This window comes from Micromonospora sp. RTP1Z1, from assembly GCF_033804685.1.
GTDB lineage: Bacteria > Actinomycetota > Actinomycetes > Mycobacteriales > Micromonosporaceae > Micromonospora.
Genome location: NZ_JAPFQV010000045.1, coordinates 13224 through 38168 on the forward strand (window position 1 = coordinate 13224; position 24945 = coordinate 38168).

Sequence of the window (24945 nt, forward strand, 5' to 3'; positions counted from 1 at the left end):
CCGGCACGGTAGCCGATGTGGCCGCGGCGCGCCGGGGCCGAACGGTCAGACCGCCTCGGTCGGCGCGGGGGCGGTGATCAGGCCGACATTGTGCGCCCGCAGGTGCCAGCCCGGGGACGTACGCCGCCGCACACCGTCGTCGTACCGCAGTTCGGTCCAGTGGCAGTTGGACAGGGAACCGACGGTGCGCAGCACCGCGTGGTCCCACCCGAGCAGGTGGCCGACGCCTTGGCGGGCCCCGCCACCGTGGGTGGTGACCACGACGGTCCCACCGGCGGCCAGGTCGGCCGCGTCCTGGAAGGCCGCGCCGATCCGCTTGCCGAGGTCGTCAAGCGTCTCGATCTCCGCGCCCGGATCGGGGTCACCGGCCCGCCAGCGGGCGTACTCGTCGGGGAATTGCTCGGCGACCTCGCTCAGGGCGAGACCCTGCCACAGGCCGAAGTACCGCTCCCGCAGCCGGGCGTCGGTACGGACCGGCAGCCCGGTCAGCGCGGCGAGCGCAGCCGCGGTGTCCGCGGCCCGGCGCAGGTCGCTGGCCACGATGGCGTCCGGGCGCAGCGCCGCCAGCGCCGGCGCGGCGGTCCGGGCCTGCTCGTGACCGAGGTCGTTCAGCGGTACGTCGGTCTGCCCCTGCACCCGGCTGGCGGCGTTCCAGTCGGTGTTGCCGTGCCGCCAGATGATCAGGCGGGTCATTCCGCGGCGGCGGTACCGGCGGCCGAGTCGGCCAGGTCCCGATCCACGAACGGGATCTGCGGGCAGTCCTTCCAGAGCCGGTCGAGGGCGTAGAACTCGCGCTCCTCGGTGTGCTGGACGTGCACCACCATGTCGACGTAGTCGAGCAGCACCCAGCGGCCGCCCCGCTCGCCCTCGCGGCGCAGCGGCTTGGCCTTCTCCGGGAGCTCGAGCAGGCGCTCCTCGATGGCGTCGACGATGGCCAGCACCTGACGCTCGTTGGGGGCCGAGGCGACCAGGAACGCGTCGGTGATCGCGAGCTGGTCGCCCACGTCGATGATGACGATGTCCTCGGCCTTCTTGTCGGCCGCGGCCTGGGCGGCGGCCATCGCCAGCTCGTAAGCGCGTTCGGAAACAGTCACCGTTCTCCTTCGATCAACCGTGCGACCCTCCAAGCGTCTCACACCCGGCCGGGCGACGACTTGTCAGTTCTGGTCGATTACGGGGACGACGCGCCCATTGCCGGCGATATCACTCCTGGTAGAGGCGCCGTTTGGCGATGTACTGCACCACACCGTCCGGCACCAGGTACCAGAGCGGCTCGCCCCGGCCCACCCGGGCCCGGCAGTCGGTGGAGGAGATCGCCATGGCCGGCACCTGCACCAGGCTGACCGTGTCGGCGGGCAGGTGCTTGTCCGTCAGCTCGAAGCCCGGCCGGGTCACCCCGACGAAGTGGGCCAGCTCGAAGATCTCGTCCAGGTCCTTCCAGGAGAGGATCCGGTCCAGCGCGTCGGCGCCGGTGATGAAGTAGAGCTGCACCTTGGGTCCGTACTCGGCGTGCAGGTCGCGCAGCGTGTCGACGGTGTAGGTCGGGCCGCCCCGGTCGATGTCCACCCGGCTGACCTGGAACCGCGGGTTGGAGGCGGTGGCGATGACCGTCATCAGGTAGCGGTCCTCGGCCGGGCTGACCGGCTCGTCCGCCTTCTGCCACGGCTTGCCGGTGGGGACGAAGACCACCTCGTCCAGCCCGAACCGGTCCGCCACCTCGCTGGCCGCCACCAGGTGCCCGTGGTGGATCGGGTCGAAGGTGCCGCCCATGATCCCGATCCGCCGGATGTCTTCCTCCACCCCGCGATCGTAGGCCGGGGCCGGGCGGGCGCCGGGTGGGGCCGCCGCACCGTTCCGATCACCGGTCGCTTCCGGTCGGACGTGGCGGGGCGGGACCGGGCTCGCGGCGAGCCCGGTCCCGGCCCTCGGGTCAGGCCGCCGCAGCGGCCACCGCCGTCCGGGCGACCAGCGCGCGGCGCAGGTCGTCGTCCATGTCGGTGACCCGCCGGCGCAACCCGGGCGTGAGGTCGTCGCGGGCCAGCAGCGCCGCGGCCAGCTCCCGGGTGGGCTGCGCCACGGCGTAGCGGGGGAAGGCCAGGGCCGCCACCCGGTCGGCCGTCCAGGGGGTACGCAGCCGCGCGGCGGCCGGCATGTCGGCGAAGTACCGCTCGACGTACGGGGCGGTCAGCTCGGCCTGCTCCGGCTGCCAGAAGCCCTCCGCGGTCGCCTCGACGAGGCGGTTGGAAAGCTCGGCGTTGACCGTGACGATCTCCCAGGCGGCCCGCTTGGCGGCCGGGTCGGGCAGTGCGGCACGGCAGCTGGCGGCCCGCTCCGCCCCGACGGCGCTGCGGTCGGCGGCCGCCTCGGCAGCGATCTCCGGCTCGCCGGCCGCACCGAGCACCACCAGGCGCAGCAGCAGCGCCCAACGCAGGTCGGCGTCCACGGCGAGCCCCGCCGGCACGTCGTCGCCGGCCAGCCAGCCGGTGAGCAGCGCGGTGTCGGTGGTCGACGAGATCAGTCCTCGGGCCGCGGCGAGCTGGAGCGATCCGCCGGCCGGCGCCCCGGCGAGCAGCGCGGCACAGGCCCCGGCGACCCGGAGCAGGGCGGCATCCCGGGCCAGCGGGTCCAGGTAGCGGTCGATCAGGTTGCGGCTGAGGGTCAGCACGTCCTCCGCGATGATCACCTCGGTCTCGGCGGGTAGCGCCGCCGCGATCAGCGCCACCACGGCGGCTACCGGCCGCTCCCCGTCGGTGGCGGCGTCGAGCGCCTCGCCCCAGAGCAGCGCCCGGGCCAACGGGTCGGCCAGCTCCGGCAGCACCATCGGCACCGCCTCAGCGGAGGCCGGGTCGAGCCGGATCTTGGCGAAGGTCAGGTCACCGGCGTTGGGCAGCAGCAGGCCGGTGGCGGCCTCGCCGACCAGCCCGGGCAGCTCGGTACGACCCTTGTCGACGTCCGGGTCGAGGTCCACCTCGAACCGGCTGGCGGCGCCGTCGGCGTACCGACCGACGCCGATGCGGTGCGGGCGCAGCACCGGGTACGCCTCCGGCGCGGTCTGCACCACCGCCGCCTCGGTCCACCGGCCGTCGGCGTCCACCGCCGTCTCCATCCGCAGGGTGTTCACCTGGGGGCGGCGCAGCCAGCGCTCGGCCCAGTCGGTGAGGTCCCGTCCGCTGGCGGCGCTGAGGGTGCCGAGCAGGTCGGCCAGGGTGGCGTTGCCGAACCGGTGGGCGGCGAAGTGCGCGTTCAGCCCGGCGAGGAAGACGTCGTCGCCAAGCCAGGCGACGAGCTGCCGCAGCACGCTGGCGCCCTTGGCGTACGAGATGCCGTCGAAGTTGAGCAGGCCCTGCGCGGCGTCCACGACCTCCTCTGGGGCTACCGGATGGGTGGAGGGCCGCTGGTCGGCCGCGTACCCCCAGGCTTTGCGGCGCATGGCGAAGGTCGTCCACGCCTGGTCGAACCGGGTGGCCTCGGCCGTCACCCGGGTGCCGAGGTACTCCGCGAAGGACTCGTTCAGCCAGAGGTCGTCCCACCAGCGCATGGTCACCAGGTCGCCGAACCACATGTGCGCCATCTCGTGGGCGATGGTGGTGGCGCGCAACTCCCGCTGGGTGTCGGTGACCGCGGAGCGGAAGACGTAGTCGTCCCGGAGGGTGACCAGGCCCGGGTTCTCCATCGCGCCGGCGTTGAACTCGGGCACGAACGCCTGGTCGTACTTCCCGAACGGGTAGCGCTCGGCGAAGAGCTGGTGGAACCGGTCGAGGCACTGCTTCGTGACGGTGAAGATCTCGTCCGCGTCGGCGTCCAGGTGGGCGGCCAGGGAGCGCCGGCAGTACACACCGAGCGGGATGCCGTCGTGCTCGTCCTGCCGGACGTGCCACGGGCCGGCGATCAGCGAGAAGAAGTAGGTCGCGAGCGGCGCGGTGGGGGCGAACTCCCAGCGCCCCGGCGCGGGTCGGGCGGCGACCTGGCCGTTTGCCGCGACCGTCCATTCCGACGGGGCGGTGACCGAGAGGGTGACCGGCGCCTTCAGGTCCGGCTGGTCGAACGCGGCGAAGATGCGCTGCACGTCGTCGAGGAAGGACATCGCGTACAGGTACGTCTCGCCGTCGGCCGGGTCGACGAAGCGGTGGATCCCCTCGCCGGTGTTCGAGTACGCCATCTCGGCGCCGACGGTCAGCGTGTTCTCCTCGGCCAGACCGGTCAGGGGCAGCCGGTTGTCGGCCAGCGCGGCCGGGTCGAGGTCCCGGTCGTTGAGGCGCACTTCGAGAAGTCGGGCGGGTTTGACCTCGGCGAAGGTCTCGGCGCCGGGGGTGGCCCGGAACCGGATGGTGACGGCGGAGCGGAACCGCTCGCCGGCACCGGTCAGGTCGAGGTCCACCTGGTAGGACTCGACGGTCATCAACGCGCCACGCGCGGTCGCCTCTACACGGCTCAGGCTCGGCATCCGCTTATCCTGCCCGATGGGGATCCGGACGGACTCCCCGTGACGCGTGGCGATGGAGGAACAGCGATGGGTCAGCACCCCAAGGGCGATTTCGACCTCACCCGGGCGGTCTGGCAGCGGGCCGAGGGCGACACCTCCGACAGCGCGGTCGAGGTGGCCTTCGTCGGCGACCTGATCGGCATGCGCAACTCGGCCGAGCCGGACGGACCGGTGCTGGTCTTCACCCAGGCGGAGTGGGACGCGTTCGTCGCGGGCGCCCAAGACGGCGAGTTCGACCTGGACTGACCGCGGCGTTCCGCCGCCGGGGTGGTCAGCCACATCCCGGCGGCGCTCACGAATCGCGGCTCAGCGCCTCGGCGTACGCCACCGCCAGCTCCCGGGCCCGGTCGGCGTCGTCGGCGTGGAAGCCGAGGTGCACGGTGAAGTGCCGGGGCGGCACCGGCCCGCGACGCGGCGGCGCGAGCAGCGGCACGTCCGGTCCGCCCAGCCCGCCCCGGTCCAGCCCGGCGCCGAGCGCGTCGACCATCCGCCGCCGCCGGTACGGCGCCCTGTTCTCCCGCATCCGTCCTCCCGTCGTCGGCCCGGCCCCGCGGCCGGCCTCGCGTTCCGCGCAGCCAAACAGATTTCCGTCGCCCTGGGAGGGGCCAGCGCGACGAGCGCCGGCTGGCCCCTACCAGCGGCTGTGAATTCGGTGATGATGGGCGGTTCAGCCGGCTGTGCATGGGTAGACGCAAGCGGCCGAGGGCCGAGCCCGCTGCAGACCAGGTCAGGAGCAGCAGTTGAGCAGCATTCCCGTCGACCGCAGCCCGGACAGCACGCTGGCGTTCCTCAGGGATGGCTACCGGTTCATCGGCGACCGCTGCGACCGGTACGGCAGCGACATCTTCCAGACCCGGCTGCTGCTGGTACCGACCATCTGCCTGCGCGGCCGCCCCGCCGCCGAGCTCTTCTACGACAACGACCGCTTCCGTCGGCGGGGGGCCATGCCGATGCGCGGGCAGCGGACGCTCACCGGGGTCGGCGGGGTGCAGGGGCTGGACGACGCCCAGCACCGGGTGCGGAAGGCGATGCTGATGTCGATCATGACGCCCGCCGCGATCCGCCAGCTCGGCCAGCTCTTCGACGACGAGTGGCGGGCCCGGATCCCGAGCTGGGAACGCTCCGGCCCGGCGGTGCTCTACGACGAGGTCGCCCGGATGCTCACCCGGGCGGTCTGCGCCTGGGCCGGCGTGCCGCTGGCCGACTCGGACGTGGCCCGGTGGACCGCCGAGCTGCACGCGATGATCGAAGCCTCGGCCGTGCTCGGCCCTCGGCACTGGCGGGGCCGGCTCGCCCGCCGCCGCGCCGAACGCTGGGCCGGCGAGGTCGTCGACCGCGCCCGGGCGGGCGCGCTGCCCGCCCCGGAGGGCAGCGCGCTGCGGGTGATCGCTGAGCACCGGGACGACCGGGACCGCCCGTTGCCCCGCCGGATCGCCGCGGTGGAGCTGCTGAACGTCCTGCGCCCGACCGTCGCCGTGGACCGCTTCGTGGTCTTCGCCGCGTTGGCGCTGCACGACCACCCGCAGTGGCGGGAGCGGGTCCGCGGCGACGAGCCGGCCACCGAGACGTTCGTGCAGGAGGTACGCCGCTACTACCCATTCTTCTCCGTGGCGGCGGCCCGGGTCCGGCGCTCCTTCGAGTGGGCGGGACACCACTTCCCGCAGGGGCGGCGGGTGCTGCTCGACCTCTACGGCACCAACCACCACCCGGAGCTGTGGCCGGGGCCGGAGCAGTTCCGGCCCGACCGGTTCGTCGGCTGGCGCGGCGACCCGTTCACCCTCGTCCCGCAGGGCGGCGGTGACCACCTCACCGGCCACCGCTGCGCCGGGGAGTGGATCACCGTCGAGCTGATGAAGCGCGCGGTGACCAACCTGACCACCACCATCAGCTACCGGGTGCCGCCGCAGGACCTGGCGCTCAGCCTGCGCCGGCTGCCCGCCCTGCCGCCGAGCGGCTTCCTGATCGACGGCGTCCGCCGCATCGCGTGAGCCGGGCTCGCTCCGCCACCGCCAGCAGCTCGGAGTCGCGGGCCCTGTACGCGGCCTGGCCGACCACCACCCAGCAGATGCCGCACTCCGCCGCCACCAGGTAGAGGTCCTCGTGGACCGGGGGCCAGCTTCTCCGCGTGCCCGCGATACCGGGTGGGCGTCAGGCGGCCTCGACCAACGACTTGATCCGCTGCAGCGTGTCCCGCAGCCCCACCTCCGGGTCGTGGCCGGTGGTCAGCCCCAGGGTCCGGCGGACCGGGCTGGACCGCCAGCGCAGCTCGGTCCGGATTTCGGTGCCCCGGTCCTGCGGGGCGGGGACCAGCTCGGCCTGTCCTTGCTGGGTCACCGGCCCCTCGGTGACCCGCCAGCTCAGCCGGCCCGGACCGTCGACGGTGAGCTCGGCGCGCCACTCGGTGCCGCCGCCGGCCGGGTCGCTCGCCACGCAGCGCCACCGGTTGTCGTCGAGCTGCTCCAGGGTCGCCCACTCGGCCAACGCCCGGTCCAGCCGTTCCCGGTCGGTCCAGAAGCCGATCACGGCGTCCATCGGGCGGTCCACGGTGATCCCCCGCCGGACGACGTACCAGCCGTCCGCCCGCTCGGCCTGGTGTCGACGCCGCCGTCGGGCGATCATCCGGCCGACACCGACGGCGGTCACCGTGGCGGCGCCCGCCAGCGCCCACCTCGTTCCGTTGCTGGTCATCACGTCTCCTCCACCGGGGCGTCCGGGGCTGGACCGCCCGCGTCACGGAGCGCTACCCGGCGCGGAGGCGTCGAAACGACAAATCGGTTTGATTGGCGAAAATAAGGGCATCCGCCGACCCCGTCCCCGCGTCCCTCCGGGAGGCAGCGTGGTCCCCGATCCGAGCGGACCGGACCGGCACGACCCGGCCGGTGTCCGCGCATCCGCCCTGTCGGGCACGAGGGCGACATGAGCGCCCCGGCCCGCGATCACCGGGCCAAGGTCGCGCCGGCCCCGGTCGTCGGTGGACCGACCGCCGCGCCGGGCGCCGGCCCACGGCCCGGTCGGCTACCCGTCGAGTACGTCCTGCCGCTGTGCCGGTCCGACGACGCCGGCCTGACCGAACTCACCGACCACCTGCGCACCCTCGCCGGGTGGGTGGACGTCACCGTGGTCGACGGCTCCGCGCCGGACCTCTTCGCCCGACACGCCGCCGCCTGGCGGGACCTGGTCCGGCACGTCCGGCCCGACCCCGCGCTGCACGGCGCCAACGGCAAGGTGCTCGGGGTGCTGACCGGGGTCGACCTGGCCCGGCACGAGCACGTGGTGATCGCCGACGACGACGTCCGGTACGACGAGGCCGGGCTGCGCGCGGTGCACGAGCTGCTGGATCGGGTGGACCTGGTCCGGCCGCAGAACCACTTCGACCCGCTGCCCTGGCACGCCTGGTGGGACACCGGCCGGGTCCTGCTCAACCGGGCGCTCGGCGGCGACTGGCCGGGCACCCTGGCGGTGCGCCGGAGCACCTTCCGCGCCATGGGAGGGTACGACCCCGACGTGCTCTTCGAGAACCTGGAGCTGGTCCGCACCGTGCGGGCGTACGGGGGCGACACGACGACTCCCGCCTGGCTGCACGTACGCCGACTCCCGCCGACGGTCGCGCACTTCCGCGGCCAGCGGGTACGGCAGGCGTACGACGACCGGGCCCAGCCGCTGCGACTGCTGGCCGGGCTGGCGGTGCTGCCCGGCGTGGCGGCCGTGCTTGTGGCCCGCCGCCCCGGCCTGCTGCTGCGGGCCGCCGTGGCGACGGTTGCCGTCGCCGAGCTGGGCCGTCGTCGGGCCGGCGGCGCCCGGGTCTTCCCGGCGCACACGCCGCTCGCCGCCCCGTGCTGGGTGCTCGAACGCGGGGTCTGCTCCTGGCTCGCGCTGGGCCGGCGGCGGCGCGGCGGCGTGCCCTACGCGGGGGCGCGGGTCCGTGACGCCGCGCACTCCATCCGGACGCTGCGCCGCCGGCTGGCCGGGCACGGTCCCGGTGACCTGGTGCTCTGGGTGGACGGGGACGGGCGCCCCGGCGGCGGGCCGGGGGCGGCGGACCGCCCCGCCGGGGTCACCGGCTCAGCCTCCGGCCCGCTGTCGAGCTGAATCGTCCACGACATCAGCTCCACCGGGACCGCCGACAGGTCCGCCCCGCACGCGACAGCTCGCGGCCACTCTCCGGCGGGCGCCGGGAGTGACCGCGAGCTGCGGCGTACGAGGAGCAGGGTCAGTACCGGACCTGGTCGCGGGACTGCTGCGCGGTGTCCTTGACGTCATGCGCGGCCGACTTCGTGTCGTCCTTGACCGCGTGCACGGCGTCCTGGGCGGTGGACTTCATCGACTCGGTGGCGCGCCGCGCCGGCTCGCGCAGCTCGTCCCTGAGCTCGCCGGCGACCTCGCCCAGCTTCTCCTTCACCGCACCGGCGTGCTCGCCGGCCTTCTCCTTGACCTGCGTGGCCACCTGCTGCTCGCGGCGGGTGGCCGGGATCAGCGAGGAGGCCAGCATGCCGACGCCGAACGCGATGAGGCCGGCGGCCATCGGGTTGCCCTGGGACTTCTCCCGCAGCACCTGCGGGGCCCGCTGGGCGGCGTCGCCGACGGTGGAGGCGGCGGCGTGCGCCTTGTCGCTGACGGTGGACGCCGCCGAGGAGGCGTGGTCCGCCGCCGAGTGGGCGGCGTGGCCCGTGCTGTGGCCGTAGTCCGAGGCGGTTCCCATGACCTTGTCCCTCACATTCTGCAGCGCGTTGCGCGCCCGCTGCTTGCGGTCGTCGACGATGCGGCTCGGGCTGACCTTGTACGCCAGCGCGTCCACGTCCGAGCTGAGGCTGTTGCGGGTGGCCTCGATCTCCCGGCGGATCTGGTCGGGGTCGGTGCTCATCGGGTGACTCCCTCCGGGTGCGGCTTGAGCGCGTCGGGGATGCGCTGCACGCTGTCGTTGGTCTGCTTGAGGCCGCGAATCCGCTTGGCGTTCTTCTTGGCCATGGAGTAGAGGACCGCGGCGATGGCGGCCCAGATGACGGCCACGATCAGCCCGGCCCAGCCGGCGTCCATCACGTTGGACAGCCCGGCCCAGAGCGCGATCGAGAGGAAGAGCGCCACCATGTAGCCGCCGAAGCCGGCGCCGCCGAAGAGCCCGGCGGCCTTGCCCGCCTTCTTGCCCTCCTGGCGGATCTCCGCCTTGGCCAGCTCGACCTCCTGCCGCATCAGCATGGAGAGGTCGGTGGTGACGGAGCGCATCAGCTCACCGAGGGAGCTGCCCCGGACCTCGTCCGCGGTGTGCGGGGCACCCGCCTCCACGTGGTAACCGGAGTCCAGTCCGGACCCCTGCGTCGGCATGCTCATGCCGTCGCCTCCCTTCTGACGGATCGGCCGCTCACGGGCGGGTGACGCCGCTCGACGGCACGCCCGGCAGCGGGTCGGTCTGGCTCACCGGCGGCAGCGGCCGGCCGGTGCCGGTCTGCGGCTCGGCGTAGCCACCGCGGGTCGGGTCGGTGTAACCGCCCGGCGGGACCTGGTCCGGCACGGCGCGCGGGGCCGGCGGGGTCGGGATGACCGCGGTCCGGTCCGGGTCGTACGCCCGCTGCGCGGCGCCGTGGTCGTCGCCGCCGGTGGCGATGTTCTTGGTCAGCCGGCCGGCGAGCACGCCGAGTACGGCGGCGCCGACCAGGAAGGTGCCGGGGTTGCGGCGGGCGTAGCTCTTCACCTCGTTGAGGATGTCGCCCGGCTCGCGCTGCTCCAGCCAACCGGCCACGCCGTGCACCCGGTCGGCGGCCTGGTGGGCCAGCTCGGTCACCGGGCCGGACTGGCCGTTGTGCTGCGCCATCGAGCGCATCTCCTCGGCCAGCGAGCGGAGCCCGCCGGCGGCGCGCTGCTGCTGCTGGCTGGTCTGGCTGGCGACCTGGTCACGGGCCTCGCCATAGAGGTTGCGGGCCTGACGCTTGGCCTCGCCCACCACCTCCCGGCCCTGGTCCTTGGCGGTCTGGGCGACCGCGCCGCCCGCGTTCGCGGCCTCTGAGCCGACCTGGCGGGCCTGGTCGCGGACGCCGCCGCCGTTGGTCGGCTCCTGCCCGTAGGTGGAGGAAGTGGGTGAGAGATCGTAAGTCATGACTACCCTTCCGCTCGGATGGTCGTAGCGGTTGTGCTGGGGGGATCACGCGACGCACTGTCGGCGTGACCTTTGACCTACCCTCGGTTGCCTGGTCCATGCCTGATTCGCCATTTCTCTGCGGAAGCGCCCCGCCACGATCACACAATGGAGGGTCGTCCGGCCCCGGGCGGCGGCTGCTCCACGGAGGTGACAGCGATGGCACGTGACGTGCGCGGACGCGCCCCGGCCGGTCCGAAGCCCCGGATCCAGGCGGTCGCCGCCGCGGTGGCCGCCGTCTTCGTCCTGATCGGCGTGCTCGGGTTCATCCCCGGGGTCACCACGCACTACGGTGACCTGACCTTCGCCGGGCACCACACGGAGGCGAAGCTGCTCGGCCTGTTCCAGGTGTCGATCCTGCACAACCTGCTGCACCTGCTCTTCGGCCTGGCCGGGCTGGTGCTCGCCCGTCGCGTCGCCGGGGCCCGGCTCTTCCTCGCTGGCGGCGGCGCCGTCTACCTGGGCCTCTGGCTGTACGGCTTCGCGATCGACCGGGAGACCGCGGCCAACTTCATACCGGTCAACGACGCGGACAACTGGCTGCACCTGTTCCTCGGCTTCGGGATGCTCGTCGTGGGGCTGCTGCTCTCCAACGACGTCGGCACCGGCGGCCGGCTGGACACCTCGATCGACCGGCCTTGATCTGCGCCTTCACCCGGTCGGATGGTCCACGGCCCGACACGCTGGGCGCGGCGTTTGCCGGATCATTGCCCGGGGCAACGGAGGGTCACGACGGGGATTGACCCCGACGGACGAGGAGGCCCGGCGATGCCACGATGGTTGCGGGAGAACGCGCTGACGGTCGCCATGCTCGGCGTGTTCCTGATCTTCCTGCTGTTGCAGAGCGTGACCGGCTGGCAGGTCCACAACGAGGAGTTGACCCAGTACGGCGCGGCCCCGCTGAGCTGGTGGGCGTACCTGGGCACCGGGCACTTCGTCGAGGCGGTCTTCGAGAACTGGGAGTCGGAGTTCCTCCAGATGGGCGGCTACGTGCTGCTCACCGCGTACCTGGTGCAGAAGGGCTCGGCCGAGTCGAAGCCGGAGGGCCAGACCGACCGGCCCGACGACGACCCCCGCCGGGCCGGACCGGACTCCCCGTGGCCGGTCCGGGTGGGCGGGTTCCCGTTGCTCGTCTACCGCAACAGCCTCTCGCTGGCACTGCTGCTGATCTTCGCCGGCTCGTTCCTCGGCCACCTGCTCGGCGGCGTGGTCGAGTACAACCAGATGCAGGCGCTGCAGAGCCGGGCCGCCCCGATCAGCGCCTGGCAGTTCCTCCACACCAGCGACTTCTGGTTCCAGTCGATGCAGAACTGGCAGAGCGAGTTCCTCGCCGTCGGCGTGCTGATCCTGCTCAGCATCGTGCTGCGGCAGCACGCCAGCCCCGAGTCGAAGCCGGTCACCGCGGCCCACGCCCAGACCGGCGCCTGACCGGCGGCGGCCCGGCGGCGGCCCGGCGCCCGGGTCGGCCGCCGTCAGGCGGCGACGAGCAGCCGCTTGGCGAAACAGACGCTGTACGGGTTGCCGAGGTACTCGCCGTAGACGGGGATGGGCTCGTACCCGCCGGCGGTGTAGAGCCCGATCGCGGCCGGCAGGTACGTGCCGGTCTCCAGGCAGACCACGGCGTGTCCGCGCTGGAAGGCCAGCTCCTCGAGCGCGGCCAGCAGCTGCCGGGCGATGCCGCGCCCCCGGTACGCCGGCCGGACGTACATCCGCTTCAGCTCACCGGTGTCGCCGTCCAGGGCCTGGAGGCCACCGCAGCCGACGGCCCGCCCGCCGACCACGGCCGCCAGGTAGTGGATGTCGTCGTGGGTCAGCGTCGCCTGCCCGTCCAGCCCGCCGTCGGCCGCCCGCAGCTCGCGCTGCTGGGCGGTGACCAGGGCGGCGATCTCGGGATCGGTGGCGGGCCGCGACTCGATCAGCATTCCGTCACGGTAAGCCGGACGGATTTCGCGGAGGTTTCCCGCGAACGACCCGAAGACGGACGTGGCCGAGCTATTCCTCGTCGTCGTCGTCCAGGTCGTCGGAGAGATCCGCGTCCAGGCCGCCGGCCTCCAGCTCGTCCTCCGGACGCAGCCGGCGGGCCTTGCGGGCGGCCAGCCGCTCCGTCGCCGAGGCGCGGTTCGACTTCTCCTCCAACCGGACGTCGGTGCCCCGGTTGCCCGGGACGAAGTCGACGCCGGCGTAGAGGGTGGGTTGCCAGTCGAACTCCCGGTCGCCGATCCGCACCAGGTCGCCGGGGTTGGCGCCGGCCTTGGCCAGCTTCTCCTCCACGCCGAGCCGGGCCAGCCGGTCGGCCAGGAAGCCGATCGCCTCGTCGTTGTCGAAGTTCGTCTGGCGTACCCAGCGCTCCGGTCGGTTGCCCCGGACGGTGAAGGAGCCGTCGGACTCCACCTCGATGGTGAAGCCGGCGTCGTCGACCGCCTTCGGGCGGATCACGATCCGGGTCGGCTCGGCCGGCGGCGCCGCGCTGCGAGCCTGCTCGACCAGCTCGGCCATCGCGTACATGAGCTCCTTGAGCCCCTCCCGCGTGGCCGCGGAGACGTCGAACACCCGGAAGCCGCGCGCCTCCAGGTCCGGCCGGACGATGTCGGCGAGGTCCCGCCCGTCCGGCACGTCGATCTTGTTGAGCGCGACGAGGCGGGGCCGGTCGGCCAGGCCGCCGTACTCGGAGAGCTCGGCCTCGATGGTGTCGATGTCGGCGAGCGGGTCCCGGCCGGGCTCCAGCGTCGCGGTGTCGACCACGTGCACCAGCACGGCGCAGCGCTCGACGTGGCGGAGGAACTCCAGCCCCAGCCCCTTGCCGGTGGCCGCGCCCGGGATCAGGCCCGGGACGTCGGCGACCGTGAAGGTGTGGTTGTCCACCCGGACCACGCCCAAGTTCGGAACCAGGGTGGTGAACGGGTAGTCGGCGATCTTCGGCTTGGCGGCGGAGATCACCGAGATCAGCGAGGACTTGCCGGCCGACGGGAAGCCGACCAGGCCGACGTCGGCGACGCTCTTCAGCTCCAACACCACGTCGAGCAGGTCGCCGGGCTCACCGAGCTCGGCGAACCCGGGGGCCTTGCGCCGGGCGTTGGCCAGAGAGGCGTTGCCCCGCCCGCCGCGCCCGCCCCGGGCGGCCTCGAAGGTGGTGCCCGCGCCGACCAGGTCGGCCAGCACCTCACCGTCGAGGTTCTGCACCACGGTGCCGTTCGGCACCTTGATGATCAGGTCGTGGCCGTTGGCCCCGTCCCGGTTCGAGCCCGCGCCGCCCTTGCCGTTGTCGGCCTTGAGGTGCGGGCGGAAGTGAAAGTCGAGCAGCGTGGTCACCTGCGGGTCGACGACCAGCGAGACGCTGCCGCCGTGCCCGCCGTCGCCGCCGTCGGGGCCGCCGAAGGGCTTGAACTTCTCCCGGTGGATGGAGGCACAGCCGTGCCCGCCGTCGCCGGCCTGCATGTGCAGGACGACCCGGTCAACGAACGTCGTCACGACGCCAATCCTTCCAGCGGGGTCCACCCCCGCGTGAGAAAAGACGAAGCGGGCCGGGACACGAGGTCCACGGCCCGCAACGCCTTTCGAACTACTGCTGCGGCACGATGCTGACGGTCTTGCGACCACGCCTGGTGCCGAACAGGACCGACCCGGCGGACAGCGCGAACAGCGTGTCGTCGCTGCCACGGCCGACCAGGTCACCGGGGTGGAACTTGGTGCCACGCTGACGGATGAGGATCTCACCCGCGCTGACGACCTGACCACCGAAGCGCTTCACGCCGAGCCGCTGGGCCGCGGAATCACGGCCGTTACGCGAGCTGGACGCACCCTTTTTGTGAGCCATTGGAGGACGACCTACTTCCCGCTGGAGATGCCGGTCACCTTGACCTGGGTCAGCGGCTGGCGGTGACCCTGGCGCTTGTGGTAGCCAGTCTTGTTCTTGAACTTGTGGATCTTGATCTTCGGGCCCTTGGTGTGCGCGGCGATCTCGCCGGACACCGCGACCTTGGCAAGCTTCGCCGCTTCGGTCACCAGGTCGTCACCGTCGACGAGGAGCACCGCGGTGAGCTTCACCGCGTCACCGGGGGCACCGGTGAGCTTCTCGACCTCGATCACGTCGCCCTCGGCGACCTTGTACTGCTTGCCGCCGGTCTTGACGATCGCGTACATCGGAGGCGGACTCCCTGTCGTTGAGGCTGCTGGCGGTCGTTCCCACGGCGACTCGCCGGGTAGCAGTGACACCGGCGGCGCGGGCACGCGGGAACACGGCACACCAAAGTGCGCCGCAGGCAAGCCTACGCCATACCCGGCCCGCCGCCCAAACCGGGTCGGTCGCCCGCCCCGACCGCCGCCGCAGGTCGGTCCGCCAGCCCACCAGGGCCGCCTCGGCGTCGCGGCGGGCGGCGTCGGCCGTCGCCCGGTCGGTGCGGCCGGTGATCAGCATCTCGGCCAGCTTCTGGACGTACGCCTGGACCGCAGTCGAACTGGCCCCGGCCGGGGGTCGTGGAGACGGCAGGGCCCCTCCCGCCGGCCACTGTTGCCGGGGAAGGGGCCCTGTCACACGTATCGCAGGTCAGCGGCTCACGGCCGGGTACGCCGACGGGCCCCACTGCGACGGGACCGTCGCCGGCCGGTGCCGCCCTCGGCGCCCTCCTCGTCGGTGGCGCCGTCGCCCAGCGCGTCCGGGTCGTCCGCCGCGGCCAGTCGGGCCGACTCGCCCTCCTGGCTGTCGGCGACCGCCGGGGCGGCCGCCGTCTCGGCCTCGTACCGGGAGAGGTCGTAGCCCATCGTGTCGTGGTATTCCGGCTCCGTCGGCGCCTCGGTGTCGGCGGACTCGGTCACCTCGGCCACGGTCTTCTCAGGCGCGGCGGACTTGCGGGCCCGTCGCCGGGACGAGGCGCTTACGCCCTGCTCGGCGGCGGGGGTGGTGACGGCCGAGGCGACCGCCTTGACCTTCTCCCCCGCGCCGCCGGCGGGCCGCGGCTTCTCCGGCACCGGCTCGGTGTGGATGATCAGGCCACGGCCCTTGCAGCACTCGCAGGGCTCGCTGAACGCCTCCAACAGGCCCGCGCCGATCCGCTTGCGAGTCATCTGCACCAGGCCGAGCGAGGTGATCTCGGTGACCTGGTGCTTGGTGCGGTCCCGGCCCAGGCACTCGGTCAGCCGACGCAGCACCAGCTCCCGGTTCGACTCCAGCACCATGTCGATGAAGTCGATCACCACGATGCCGCCGATGTCGCGCAGCCGCAGCTGGCGGACGATCTCCTCGGCCGCCTCCAGGTTGTTCCGGGTGACCGTCTCCTCCAGGTTGCCGCCGGAGCCGGTGTACTTGCCGGTGTTGACGTCGACCACGGTCATCGCCTCGGTCCGGTCGATCACCAGCGACCCGCCGGAGGGGAGGAAGACCTTGCGGTCGAGCCCCTTGAGGATCTGCTCGTCGATCCGGTACTCGGAGAAGACGTCGGTGGTGCCGGCGTGGCGGCGCAGCCGGGCGACCAGGTCCGGTGAGACGTGCGACAGGTACGACTCGACCATGCCGTACGACTGCTCGCCCTCGATCACCAGCTCGCGGAAGTCCTCGTTGAACAGGTCCCGTACGACCCGGATGACCAGGTCCGGCTCCTCGTAGAGCAGCACGGGGGCGCCACCCTCGGCCGCCTTGGCCTGGATGTCCTCCCACTGCGCCTGGAGCCGCTTGACGTCCCGGGCCAGCTCGTCCTCGCTCGCCCCCTCGGCGGCGGTACGCACGATCACGCCCGCGCCGTCCGGCACCAGCTTCTTGAGGACGTCCCGCAGCCGCTTGCGCTCGGTGTCCGACAGCTTCCGGCTGATGCCGGAGGCGTTGCCGTTGGGCACGTACACCAGGTGCCGGCCGGAGAGCGCGATGTGGCTGGTCAGCCGGGCGCCCTTGTGCCCGATCGGGTCCTTGGTGACCTGCACCAGCACCGAGTCGCCGGAGCGGAGCGCCTGCTCGATCGAGCGGGCCCGCCCCTCCAGGCCGCTGGTGTCCCAGTTGACCTCGCCGGCGTAGAGCACGGCATTACGGCCGCGCCCGACGTCGACGAAGGCCGCCTCCATGCTGGGCAGGACGTTCTGCACCTTGCCGAGATAGACGTTGCCGGCCATGGTGCCGGAGGAGTTGCGGGTGACGTAGTGCTCGACCAGCACGCCGTCCTCGAGGACCGCGATCTGGGTCCGGTCGCCGCGCTGGCGGACCGCCATCACCCGGTCGACCGCCTCCCGGCGGGCCAGGAACTCCGACTCGCTCAGGATCGGCGGCCGGGTACGCCGCTGCTCCCGGCCGTCCCGGCGGCGCTGCCGCTTGGCCTCCAGCCGGGTCGAGCCGGAGACGCCCTGCACCTCGTCGACGGCCCGGCGCGGCTCCCGGATCTTGACCACGGTGGGTACGCCGTCGTCGGCGCCACCCTCGACGTCACCGGCGCCCCGACGACGGCGGCGGCGCCGGCGGCGGGTCAGCCCGTCGCCCTCGGCCTCCTCGTCCTCGGCCTCCTCGAACTCGGGCTCGCCGCCCTCGGCCTGCGCGGCCTCCTCGGCCTCCTCGGCCTCCTCGTCCTCCGCGCCGCCCTTGCCCCGGCCGCGACCCCGGCGGCCGCGACGGCGACGGCGACGGGCCGCGGCCGACTCCTCGTCCTCGTCCTCGTCCTCCGCCTCGCCGATCTCCTCGGCTTCCGCGGTGGGCTCCTCCTCGACCTCGACCTCGACCTCGGCCGGCTCCACCTCGCGGCGGCCGCGCCGACGACGACGACCGGTCTCGACCGGCTCCTCGACCGGCTCCTCGGCCGCCGGCGCGGGCGCGGTGACCCGGGCGATCGGCGCCTCGTCCGGCTGCGGCGCCATGAAGAGCACCGTCGGCGCGGAGAGGGCGGCCCGCCGCCGGCGGGTACGCGGCTCCGGCTGCTCGGCCGGCTGCTCGCCGGGAACGGCCGCGCCGGGCGCGACGTCGACCCGCGGCGCGGTGGCGCCCTCGGCGGCCGGGGGGATCTCGGCGGTACCCGAGGCGGCCGGCGTGCGGGTGGCTTCCTCGTCGGCCTCCTCGGCCGGTGCCTCCTCGGCCAGGCTGGGTCCGGTGTCCGCCTGCGGCTCCGCGACGGCGTGCGGCTCGGCGGCCGGGGCCTCGGCCTCCGGGGCCTCGGCCTCCGGGGCCTCGGCCGTGGGCGGGACCGCCTTCCGGCGCCGGGTGCGGGTCACCTTGACCGGCGGCACGACCTCCGTGGAGGCCTCCTCCGCGGAGGTGGCCTCCACGGGCTCCTCGACCGCCTTGGCGGTGGTCGCCTTCCGGCGACGCCGGGGCGTCTTCGGGGCGGCCTCCACCTCAGCCGCGACCGGAGCGAACACCTCCGCCTGCGGCGACTCGTCGGTGGTCGGGCCGGCCCCGGTGGACGCCTCGACCGGCGCGTCGGTCTGTTCCGGTTGGTTGAGCGGGGCGACCCGGCGGCGGCTGGCCCGCTTGCGCGGGGTAGGCGCAGCCTCGGGAGTGCTGGCGGTGTTGTTGTCGGCGGTGTCGCCGGCCGGCTGTGAGCCGGTCCGTTCGCCGCCCTCGGGCTCGTTCTCGAGCATGGACGTTCTCCAGTTCTGGCTGCCCCGGGCGCGGTTGAGCGCTGCCACGCAGGGTTGCCGCAAAGGTGTTTCCGCCGGGCGCACGAGGTGCACGACCGCCGAAGTCTGCCTGCCTAGAACACTGACCGTCGGTCAGTGCTCACCGATGGCTGCCCCGTCGCGATCCGCATCCAACGGATCCACGATCTCGCCCTGCGTGGTCAACATGCCCTGCGCCAGTCGGATCACCCTCGGGGAGACCGGCGGCTCCAAGGCGGCCACCACGCGGAGGCCGGAAAGGACGTCATCGGGCCGTACGGACGGGGTGACCTGCCGCACGACCAGTTCGAGTATCGCACACGGCACGGCCGGCACCCCGGAAGGCATCTCGGACGCGGGAACAACATTGATGCTGATAACCGCCCCGCGCGCGTCGAAGGTGCGCCGGCCCTGCTTGGTCATCCGTTCGACCTGGATCTCCTCGGCGGCGGTGAAGGCGGCCACCGCCTGCTCCGCCAGGGCCGGGTCGACCTCGGGCAGCTCGATCCGCCAGCGCGAGGCCTCGATCCGGTCGGCGAGGCTGCCGCCGCCGGCCACCACCGCGTCGAGCACGTCGAGTCCCGGCGAGAGCGCGGCGTCCAGCGCGGCCCGCAACCGGGCCGGGTCGACCGGCTCGCGGAGCCCGATCTCCAGGTACTCGGCCTCGCTGGCCACTCCGGTGGGCGCGGCGCTGGCGTACGAGATCTTCGGGTGCGGGGTGAAGCCCTGGGAGAAGGCGATCGGTGCACCGGCCCGGCGCAGCGCGCGCTCGAAGGCGCGGGCGAAGTCCCGGTGCGAGGTGAACCGCAGCGGTCCACGCTTGGCGTACCGGATCCGGACACGCTGGACGACCGGTGCCTGGCCGCCCTCCGGCTGTGGTTTCTTACTGATCGTCGTGCTCCTCGAGGTCAGGACCGGTTGATCATGGGGTCGGTGTTGACGACCCGCCGTGCCGGTGACAACACCTTCATGATCAACGCTGGCGGCGGCGGCAGGCGGTCGGATCGCCGCCCGCCGCGGTCACTGCGGGAAAACGGTCACTGCTGGGCGCCGGACGGGACCTTCAGGCCGGAACCGCCGATCGGGGTCAACGGCAGGAGCTTCTTCCCGGTCGGGCCGATCTGGATCTCGGTGTCCATGGACGGGCAGACGCCGCAGTCGAAGCACGGGGTCCACCGGCAGTCGTCCTGCTCGTACTCGGAGAACGAGTCCTGCCAGTCCTGCCAGAGCCAGTCCTTGTCGAGACCCGAGTCGAGGTGGTCCCAGGGCAGGACCTCCAGCTCGTCGCGGGTCCGGGTGGTGTACCAGTCAAGGTCCACACCGAAGGCCGGCAGCACCTCGGCCGCCGCCTCCACCCAGCGCGAGTAGGAGAAGTGCTCGCTCCAGCCGTCGAACCGGCCGCCGTTCTCCCAGACCTTGCGGATGACCGCGCCGACCCGGCGGTCACCGCGGCTGAGCAGGCCCTCGATCAGCGACGGCTCGCCGTCGTGGTACCGGTAGCCGATCGCCCGGCCCAGCGAACGGTCCGAGTTGATCTCCTGCTTGAGCATCTTGAGCCGGCGGTCGATGACCTCCGGCCGCTCCATCGCCACCCACTGGAACGGGGTGTGCGGCTTCGGCACGAAACCGCCGATGGAGACCGTGCAGCGGATGTCCTTCGAGCCGGTGGCCGCCCGACCGGCCTTGATGACCTCGTGGGCCATCCGGGCGATCTGGAGCACGTCCTCGTCGGTCTCGGTGGGCAGGCCGCACATGAAGTAGAGCTTCACCTGCCGCCAGCCGTTGGTGTAGGCGGTGACCACGGTGCGGATGAGGTCCTCCTCCGACACCATCTTGTTGATCACCTTGCGGATCCGCTCCGACCCGCCCTCCGGCGCGAAGGTCAGGCCGGTCCGCCGCCCGTTGCGGGACAGCTCCTGGGCCAGGTCGATGTTGAACGCGTCCACCCGGGTCGACGGCAGCGAGAGCGACACGTTGGTGCCCTCGTACTGCTGGGCGAGGCCGGAGCACATGTCGCCGATCTCGGAGTGGTCGGCCGACGACAGCGACAGCAGGCCGACCTCGTTGAAGCCGGAGAACTCCAGGCCCTCACGGACCATCTGGGCGACGGTCGTGATCGAGCGCTCCCGGACCGGGCGGGTGATCATGCCGGCCTGGCAGAACCGGCAGCCCCGGGTGCAGCCCCGGAAGATTTCCACCGCGTACCGCTCGTGGACCGTCTCGGCGAGCGGCACCAGGGGCTTCTTCGGGTACGGCCAGGCGTCCAGGTCCATCGTGGTGCGCTTGTGCACCCGGAACGGCACGTCAGCCCGGTTCGGCACGACCCGCTGGATCCGGCCGTCGGGCAGGTAGTCGACGTCGTAGAAGCGCGGCACGTAGACGCTCTCGGTGCGGGCCAGCCGCAGCAGCAACTCGTCCCGGCCGCCCGGGGAGCCCTCGTTCTTCCACTCCCGGACGATCGTGGTGATCTCCAGGACCGCCTCCTCGCCGTCGCCGAGTACGGCGGCGTCGATGAAGTCGGCGATCGGCTCCGGGTTGAACGCGGCGTGCCCGCCGGCCACGATCACCGGGTCGGCGTCGGTGCGGTCGGCGGCGAGCAGCGGGATGCCGGCCAGGTCGATCGCGGTGAGCAGGTTGGTGTAGCCCAGCTCGGTGGAGAACGAGATGCCGAACACGTCGAAGTCGCCGACCGGGCGGTGCGCCTCGACGGTGAACTGCGGCACCCGGTGCGTACGCATCAGCTGCTCCAGGTCCGGCCAGACCGCGTAGGTCCGCTCGGCGAGCACGTCGGGCAGCTCGTTGAGCACCTCGTACAAGATCTGCACGCCCTGGTTGGGCAGGCCCACCTCGTATGCGTCGGGATACATCAGCGCCCAGCGGACGGTGGCCGAGTCCCAGTCCTTGACCACCGCACCCAGCTCGCCACCGACGTACTGGATGGGCTTGGTCACCTGGGGCAGCAGTGGCTCAAGCTGGGGCCAGACGGAGTTCGCCGCGGCGGGGCGCGGCGTCGTGGACGGGACGCTCATGATGGCCAAGGGTACGCGCCTGTCCGCCGGGCGCACCGCCGCACCGCCCGCGGACCCGGGCGCTCCGGCCGGCGGGCGGGTTGGTCGTCGGTGGCGCGCCGGTACTAACCTCGCAACCGGCGCGAGAGGAGATTGCCGCGATGCCGCAGCCGCAGCCGGAAGCAGACCGGCCGGCCGACGGGGGCACCCCGGCCACGGGCCGGGACCGGGATCCGGTGGTCACCGACGAGCCCGTACCGCCGCCCGCCGGGCCGCCCACGGGCCCGGACGGCACCCCCACGCCGCCCACCGACGCCCCGACCGCCGACGGGACCGACGCGGCCGCCCAGGCCCCGGCCGACCCGACGCGGGTGGCGGACCGGCCCGACCCGACCCGGGTGGAGACCCGGCGGGAGCCCGCGGTCCCACGCTGGAGCGGCTCGGCCGCCGTCCCGCCACCGCTACCGCGCAGGCGCGGCTGGGGCGAGTCCGCCGAGCCCACCCCGGTCCCGGCGCCCGCCCCGGAGCACCAGGTACCGGTCGACCCGTGGGAGGGGGCCGACACCAGCGGCTGGGAGTTGCACTCCGCCGACTTCCCGGCCCTGCCGGCGACGCTGCCCTACCCCACGTCGCCGCACACGCTCCCCTATCCGGCGTCGCCGGCCGCCCCACCGTCCGGGCCGCCGGTCGCGCCGGTCGCCGCCCGTCCGGTGTCGCCTCCGCCGGTGCCGGTGTCACCGCCGCCGCCCGTGCCGGCCCGACCGCCGAAGCAGCGCCGCCGGAAGACCCCGCCGCCGGTCGCTCCGCCACCGGACTGGCGGGCGCCGAAGGGGTACGTCCCGGTCCCGGTCCGCCGCCGGCGACGCTGGCCGTGGCTGCTGCTGCTCACCCTCGTCTGCTGCTGCGGCGTCCCGCTCTGGTGGGTCCAGCCGCTCTCCGCCCAGTACCCGGCCAGCGCGGCGCTGCCGGACCAGGCCGCCGGCCTGCGGCTGCGCGAGGATGAACGCAGCCAGGCCACCGCCGAGCAGTTGAAGACCGAGGTACGCCAGGCCCACCTGCTCGCCGAGGACACCTTCGCCGGCGTGTACGACACGTCCGACGGCAAGCGGGTGACGATCTTCGGCGGCACCGGCTTCCGGCTCAGCCCGGAGTCCGACGCGAAGGCGGAGATCGCCCGCCTCCAGGAGAGCTACCACCTCGACCCCGCGGTGCCGGTGGAGACCGGCGTCCGGGGCCGGTACGAGCGCTGCGCGGTCGGCCGCACCGACGGCGACGCGGTGGTGGTCTGCACCTCGGTCGACCACGGCAGCCTCGCCACCGGCGTCTTCACCCGGCTGTCGGTGGCGGACAGCGGGCACCTGCTCGACCGCCTGCGCCAGCAGATCGTGACGCCGGGCCAGTCCTGACCGTCACACTACGCAAGGTATCGAACACGTAAAGGTTGTCCGGCTGTCTCCACACACACCGGACAATCGGGGCACAATCGGGACATGTCGCGGCGTTGGCTCTTCGCCGACCAGCTGGGGCCGCACTTCCTCGACGACCGGCGGCAACCGGTCCTGCTGATCGAGTCGAAGGCGGTCTTCCGGCGGCGCGGCTACCACCGGCAGAAGGCCCACCTGATCCTCTCCGCGCTGCGGCACCGCGCCGCCGAACTCGGCGACCAGGCGATCTTCCTGCGCACCGAGACGTACGGGCAGGCGCTGAAGAAGGTCCGCGAGCCGCTGGAGGTCTGCCACCCCACGTCCCGGCGGGCGCTGGAGTTCGTCCGCGGCCTGGACCGGGTCACCGTGCTGCCGGCGCGAGGTCACGTGACCAGCCTGGAGGACTTCGCCGAATGGGCGGATCAGCGCCGGGGCGCGCTGCGGATGGAGGCGTTCTACCGGTTCGCCCGGGAGCACCACGGGGTGCTGCTGGACGGCGGCGACCCGGTCGGCGGCCGGTGGAGCCTGGACACCGAGAACCGCGAGCCACCACCGAAGGACGGGAAGCTCGACGTTCCGGCGCCGCCGATGCCGAAGGAGGACGACATCGACGCCGAGGTCCGGGCCGACCTGGACCGCTGGGAGCGGGAGGGGATCCGGTTCGTCGGCCGGGACGGCCCGCGCCGGTTCCCGGCCACCGCGAAGGAGGCCAAGGCCCGGCTGCGGCATTTCCTCCGGCACCGGCTCGCCGCGTTCGGCCCGTACGAGGACGCGATGCTCGCCACCGATCCGTGGCTGGCGCACAGCATGCTCTCGGCCTCGTTCAACCTGGGCCTGCTCGACCCGGTGGAGGCGGTGCGCGGCGCGGAGCAGGCGTACCGGAAGGAAGGTGCGCCGCTGCCGAGCGTGGAGGGCTTCGTCCGGCAGATCCTCGGCTGGCGGGACTACATCTGGCACACCTACTGGTACTTCGGGCCCGGCTGGCGGAACAGCAACGAGCTGGGCGCGCGGCGGTCGCTGCCGGCCTGGTGGAACGACCTGGACGCGGACGCGGTCGACGCGCACTGCCTCTCCGACGTGCTCGCCGGGGTCCGCGACCGGGCCTGGGTGCACCACATCCCCCGGCTGATGGTCCTGGGCAACTACGCGCTCCAGCGTGGCTGGCGCCCGACCGAGCTAGTCGAGTGGTTCCACACCCGCTTCGTGGACGGCTACGAGTGGGTGATGACCGGCAACGTGGTCGGCATGAGCCAGTACGCCGACCTCGGCCGGATGACCACCAAGCCGTACGTCGGCGGCGGCGCGTACATCAACCGGATGAGCGACTACTGCGGCGGCTGCCGGTACGACCCGCGCAAGCGGCTCGGCGCGGACGCCTGCCCGTTCACCGCCGGCTACTGGGCCTTCCTGGCCCGCAACCGGGACCGCATCCCGGGCAACGCCCGGATGGCCCGCGCCATCAAGCAGATGGAGCGCCTCGCCGACCTCGACGCGGTGGTCGATCAGGAGCAGCGACGCGGCTCCGACCCCCCGTGACGGCGCACGAGAGGCGGCGCGGCGCCGACCCGGCTCAGGCCCCGGTCGGCGGCTCGCCGCTGACCGGCGGGTGGGCGCGGGGCGGGGCGTAGCGCGGGACGTACTCCTGGCCGGTGAGCTTCTGGATCTCGGCCATCAGCTCGTCGGTCATCTGCCGCAGCGACGTGCGGTCGTCCGACCGGCCGGTGAAGTCCAGCGGCTTGCCGAACCGGATCCTGATCTCGGCCCGACCGGGCCGGGGCACCCGGGTCCCGATCGGCTGCGCCTTGTCGGTGCCGGTCACACCGACCGGGATGAGCGGCACGCCGGCCGCCACCGCCAGCCGGGCCGCGCCGGTCCGCCCCCGGTAGAGCTTTCCGTCCGGCGAGCGGGTCCCCTCCGGATAGACGGCGACCAGGTCACCGGCCTTGAGCACCGGGATGGCGGCGTCGAACGCCGACAGGGCCGCCCGACCGCCGGCCCGCTCCACCGGGATGGCGCCCAGCCCGGTGAGCACGAACTTGGAGAAGGCGCCCTTCACTCCGGTGCCGTTGAAGTACTCCGACTTGGCCCAGAAAGCCAGGTGCCGGGGGACGACGGTGCCGAGCAGCAGCTCGTCGGCGACGGAGAGGTGGTTGCCCGCGAAGATCGCACCGCCGGTCGCCGGAATGTGCTCCAACCCCTCCACGTGCGGACGGAAGGCCAACCGGAGCGCGGGCGCCACGGTGAGCTTGCCGATGGTGTAGAGCAGGGGCACTGGTCCTCCGGCGGTCGTACGTGAACAGGCGGTGTCACGGTAGCGGACGGGGTCGCGCCGGCCCG

24 protein-coding genes are annotated in these 24945 nt (G+C 73.2%); 7 read left to right on the forward strand and 17 right to left on the reverse strand.

The features are described from left to right. Positions 1-45: 45 nt before the first annotated feature. The 4 genes from SLP03_RS21365 to pepN all read right to left on the reverse strand — a co-directional run bounded on the left by SLP03_RS21365 (position 46) and on the right by pepN (position 4444). Entirely contained in the window at positions 46-693 is a 648-nt protein-coding gene (locus tag SLP03_RS21365; RefSeq protein WP_319462395.1) for a histidine phosphatase family protein, read from the reverse strand. Continuing rightward, positions 690-1094, reverse strand: a complete 405-nt coding sequence (gene rsfS / locus SLP03_RS21370; protein ID WP_319462396.1) for a ribosome silencing factor — start codon at positions 1092-1094, stop codon at positions 690-692. Before rsfS ends, SLP03_RS21365 begins: the two co-directional genes overlap by 4 nt. A 109-nt stretch (positions 1095-1203) precedes the next feature. Continuing rightward, positions 1204-1800 (reverse strand): nicotinate-nucleotide adenylyltransferase, encoded by a 597-nt coding sequence (nadD, locus tag SLP03_RS21375; protein ID WP_319462397.1) that lies wholly within the window; start codon positions 1798-1800, stop codon positions 1204-1206. Between the two features lie 130 nt (positions 1801-1930). After that, the gene (gene pepN, locus SLP03_RS21380) at positions 1931-4444 is read right to left on the reverse strand and encodes an aminopeptidase N (protein WP_319462398.1); all 2514 of its coding nucleotides are present in this window, start codon (positions 4442-4444) and stop codon (positions 1931-1933) included. A gap of 66 nt (positions 4445-4510) precedes the next feature. Here pepN and SLP03_RS21385 point away from each other — a divergent pair, with 66 nt between their 5' ends. Further along, positions 4511-4729: a DUF397 domain-containing protein gene (locus tag SLP03_RS21385; RefSeq protein ID WP_130339129.1), complete on the forward strand. Its 219-nt coding sequence runs from the start codon at positions 4511-4513 to the stop codon at positions 4727-4729. 46 nt (positions 4730-4775) lie between these two features. On the opposite strand, the gene SLP03_RS21390 is transcribed toward SLP03_RS21385, so the two are convergent. Beyond that, on the reverse strand, positions 4776-5006 hold the full coding sequence (locus SLP03_RS21390) for a hypothetical protein (RefSeq protein ID WP_319462399.1): 231 nt from the start codon (positions 5004-5006) through the stop codon (positions 4776-4778). A 217-nt stretch (positions 5007-5223) separates the two neighbouring features. On the opposite strand from SLP03_RS21390, the gene SLP03_RS21395 reads away from it, so the two are divergent. After that, a complete protein-coding gene (locus SLP03_RS21395; protein WP_319462400.1) occupies positions 5224-6471 on the forward strand; it encodes a cytochrome P450 in 1248 nt (415 codons plus the stop codon). A gap of 160 nt (positions 6472-6631) precedes the next feature. Here SLP03_RS21395 and SLP03_RS21400 read toward each other — a convergent pair whose 3' ends face one another. Continuing rightward, the gene (locus SLP03_RS21400; RefSeq protein ID WP_319462401.1) at positions 6632-7171 is read right to left on the reverse strand and encodes a cyclase; all 540 of its coding nucleotides are present in this window, start codon (positions 7169-7171) and stop codon (positions 6632-6634) included. A 228-nt stretch (positions 7172-7399) separates the two neighbouring features. On the opposite strand from SLP03_RS21400, the gene SLP03_RS21405 reads away from it, so the two are divergent. Continuing rightward, the gene (locus SLP03_RS21405) at positions 7400-8572 is read left to right on the forward strand and encodes a glycosyltransferase family 2 protein (protein ID WP_319462402.1); all 1173 of its coding nucleotides are present in this window, start codon (positions 7400-7402) and stop codon (positions 8570-8572) included. 121 nt (positions 8573-8693) lie between these two features. On the opposite strand, the gene SLP03_RS21410 is transcribed toward SLP03_RS21405, so the two are convergent. From SLP03_RS21410 to SLP03_RS21420, 3 genes are read right to left on the reverse strand one after another with little or no spacing between them, the layout of a single operon-like run. Beyond that, on the reverse strand, positions 8694-9344 hold the full coding sequence (locus SLP03_RS21410; protein WP_319462403.1) for a DUF3618 domain-containing protein: 651 nt from the start codon (positions 9342-9344) through the stop codon (positions 8694-8696). Further along, a complete protein-coding gene (locus SLP03_RS21415) occupies positions 9341-9808 on the reverse strand; it encodes a phage holin family protein (protein ID WP_319462404.1) in 468 nt (155 codons plus the stop codon). The genes SLP03_RS21410 and SLP03_RS21415 overlap by 4 nt, the downstream gene beginning before the upstream one ends. A gap of 31 nt (positions 9809-9839) precedes the next feature. Continuing rightward, on the reverse strand, positions 9840-10571 hold the full coding sequence (locus SLP03_RS21420; protein ID WP_319462405.1) for a hypothetical protein: 732 nt from the start codon (positions 10569-10571) through the stop codon (positions 9840-9842). 198 nt (positions 10572-10769) lie between these two features. Between SLP03_RS21420 and SLP03_RS21425 the strand changes: the two genes are divergently transcribed. Continuing rightward, the gene (locus tag SLP03_RS21425; RefSeq protein ID WP_319462406.1) at positions 10770-11252 is read left to right on the forward strand and encodes a DUF4383 domain-containing protein; all 483 of its coding nucleotides are present in this window, start codon (positions 10770-10772) and stop codon (positions 11250-11252) included. A gap of 126 nt (positions 11253-11378) precedes the next feature. Next, the gene (locus tag SLP03_RS21430; RefSeq protein WP_319462407.1) at positions 11379-12038 is read left to right on the forward strand and encodes a DUF6766 family protein; all 660 of its coding nucleotides are present in this window, start codon (positions 11379-11381) and stop codon (positions 12036-12038) included. A 44-nt stretch (positions 12039-12082) separates the two neighbouring features. On the opposite strand, the gene SLP03_RS21435 is transcribed toward SLP03_RS21430, so the two are convergent. The 7 genes from SLP03_RS21435 to SLP03_RS21465 form a co-directional block, all read right to left on the reverse strand. Beyond that, positions 12083-12532: a GNAT family N-acetyltransferase gene (locus tag SLP03_RS21435; RefSeq protein ID WP_319462408.1), complete on the reverse strand. Its 450-nt coding sequence runs from the start codon at positions 12530-12532 to the stop codon at positions 12083-12085. 70 nt (positions 12533-12602) lie between these two features. Then, positions 12603-14078 (reverse strand): GTPase ObgE, encoded by a 1476-nt coding sequence (gene obgE, locus SLP03_RS21440; protein WP_319462409.1) that lies wholly within the window; start codon positions 14076-14078, stop codon positions 12603-12605. A 91-nt stretch (positions 14079-14169) separates the two neighbouring features. Beyond that, positions 14170-14424 carry a 50S ribosomal protein L27 gene (gene rpmA / locus SLP03_RS21445; protein ID WP_319462410.1) on the reverse strand — a complete coding sequence of 85 codons (255 nt, stop codon included), beginning with the start codon at positions 14422-14424 and terminating at the stop codon, positions 14170-14172. A gap of 11 nt (positions 14425-14435) precedes the next feature. Next, on the reverse strand, positions 14436-14750 hold the full coding sequence (gene rplU, locus SLP03_RS21450; protein ID WP_089012988.1) for a 50S ribosomal protein L21: 315 nt from the start codon (positions 14748-14750) through the stop codon (positions 14436-14438). A 411-nt stretch (positions 14751-15161) separates the two neighbouring features. After that, complete coding sequence (locus SLP03_RS21455; protein ID WP_319462411.1) at positions 15162-18158, reverse strand: Rne/Rng family ribonuclease; 2997 nt, start codon at positions 18156-18158, stop codon at positions 15162-15164. 132 nt (positions 18159-18290) lie between these two features. Next, a complete protein-coding gene (locus SLP03_RS21460; protein ID WP_319462432.1) occupies positions 18291-19010 on the reverse strand; it encodes a TIGR03936 family radical SAM-associated protein in 720 nt (239 codons plus the stop codon). A gap of 203 nt (positions 19011-19213) precedes the next feature. Next, positions 19214-21205, reverse strand: a complete 1992-nt coding sequence (locus SLP03_RS21465; RefSeq protein ID WP_319462412.1) for a TIGR03960 family B12-binding radical SAM protein — start codon at positions 21203-21205, stop codon at positions 19214-19216. Positions 21206-21345: 140 nt separating this feature from the next. Between SLP03_RS21465 and SLP03_RS21470 the strand changes: the two genes are divergently transcribed. Then, the gene (locus SLP03_RS21470) at positions 21346-22590 is read left to right on the forward strand and encodes a hypothetical protein (protein WP_319462413.1); all 1245 of its coding nucleotides are present in this window, start codon (positions 21346-21348) and stop codon (positions 22588-22590) included. Between the two features lie 84 nt (positions 22591-22674). After that, entirely contained in the window at positions 22675-24144 is a 1470-nt protein-coding gene (locus tag SLP03_RS21475; RefSeq protein WP_319462414.1) for a cryptochrome/photolyase family protein, read from the forward strand. A 34-nt stretch (positions 24145-24178) separates the two neighbouring features. Here SLP03_RS21475 and SLP03_RS21480 read toward each other — a convergent pair whose 3' ends face one another. Next, entirely contained in the window at positions 24179-24880 is a 702-nt protein-coding gene (locus tag SLP03_RS21480; protein WP_319462415.1) for a lysophospholipid acyltransferase family protein, read from the reverse strand. Positions 24881-24945 lie beyond the last annotated feature (65 nt).

What these genes read in the sequence shown, in the direction of transcription:
- SLP03_RS21470 (WP_319462413.1), top strand. Translation starts at nt 21,346, where the DNA reads ATGCCGCAGCCGCAGCCGGAAGCAGACCGGCCGGCCGACGGGGGCACC.
- SLP03_RS21365 (WP_319462395.1), bottom strand. Translation starts at nt 693, where the DNA reads ATGACCCGCCTGATCATCTGGCGGCACGGCAACACCGACTGGAACGCC.
- SLP03_RS21410 (WP_319462403.1), bottom strand. Translation starts at nt 9,344, where the DNA reads ATGAGCACCGACCCCGACCAGATCCGCCGGGAGATCGAGGCCACCCGC.
- rplU (WP_089012988.1), bottom strand. Translation starts at nt 14,750, where the DNA reads ATGTACGCGATCGTCAAGACCGGCGGCAAGCAGTACAAGGTCGCCGAG.
- SLP03_RS21465 (WP_319462412.1), bottom strand. Translation starts at nt 21,205, where the DNA reads ATGAGCGTCCCGTCCACGACGCCGCGCCCCGCCGCGGCGAACTCCGTC.
- pepN (WP_319462398.1), bottom strand. Translation starts at nt 4,444, where the DNA reads ATGCCGAGCCTGAGCCGTGTAGAGGCGACCGCGCGTGGCGCGTTGATG.
- SLP03_RS21415 (WP_319462404.1), bottom strand. Translation starts at nt 9,808, where the DNA reads ATGAGCATGCCGACGCAGGGGTCCGGACTGGACTCCGGTTACCACGTG.
- SLP03_RS21475 (WP_319462414.1), top strand. Translation starts at nt 22,675, where the DNA reads ATGTCGCGGCGTTGGCTCTTCGCCGACCAGCTGGGGCCGCACTTCCTC.
- SLP03_RS21425 (WP_319462406.1), top strand. Translation starts at nt 10,770, where the DNA reads ATGGCACGTGACGTGCGCGGACGCGCCCCGGCCGGTCCGAAGCCCCGG.
- SLP03_RS21385 (WP_130339129.1), top strand. Translation starts at nt 4,511, where the DNA reads ATGGGTCAGCACCCCAAGGGCGATTTCGACCTCACCCGGGCGGTCTGG.
- SLP03_RS21400 (WP_319462401.1), bottom strand. Translation starts at nt 7,171, where the DNA reads ATGACCAGCAACGGAACGAGGTGGGCGCTGGCGGGCGCCGCCACGGTG.
- rpmA (WP_319462410.1), bottom strand. Translation starts at nt 14,424, where the DNA reads ATGGCTCACAAAAAGGGTGCGTCCAGCTCGCGTAACGGCCGTGATTCC.
- SLP03_RS21405 (WP_319462402.1), top strand. Translation starts at nt 7,400, where the DNA reads ATGAGCGCCCCGGCCCGCGATCACCGGGCCAAGGTCGCGCCGGCCCCG.
- SLP03_RS21420 (WP_319462405.1), bottom strand. Translation starts at nt 10,571, where the DNA reads ATGACTTACGATCTCTCACCCACTTCCTCCACCTACGGGCAGGAGCCG.
- SLP03_RS21430 (WP_319462407.1), top strand. Translation starts at nt 11,379, where the DNA reads ATGCCACGATGGTTGCGGGAGAACGCGCTGACGGTCGCCATGCTCGGC.
- SLP03_RS21390 (WP_319462399.1), bottom strand. Translation starts at nt 5,006, where the DNA reads ATGCGGGAGAACAGGGCGCCGTACCGGCGGCGGCGGATGGTCGACGCG.
- SLP03_RS21435 (WP_319462408.1), bottom strand. Translation starts at nt 12,532, where the DNA reads ATGCTGATCGAGTCGCGGCCCGCCACCGATCCCGAGATCGCCGCCCTG.
- SLP03_RS21455 (WP_319462411.1), bottom strand. Translation starts at nt 18,158, where the DNA reads ATGCTCGAGAACGAGCCCGAGGGCGGCGAACGGACCGGCTCACAGCCG.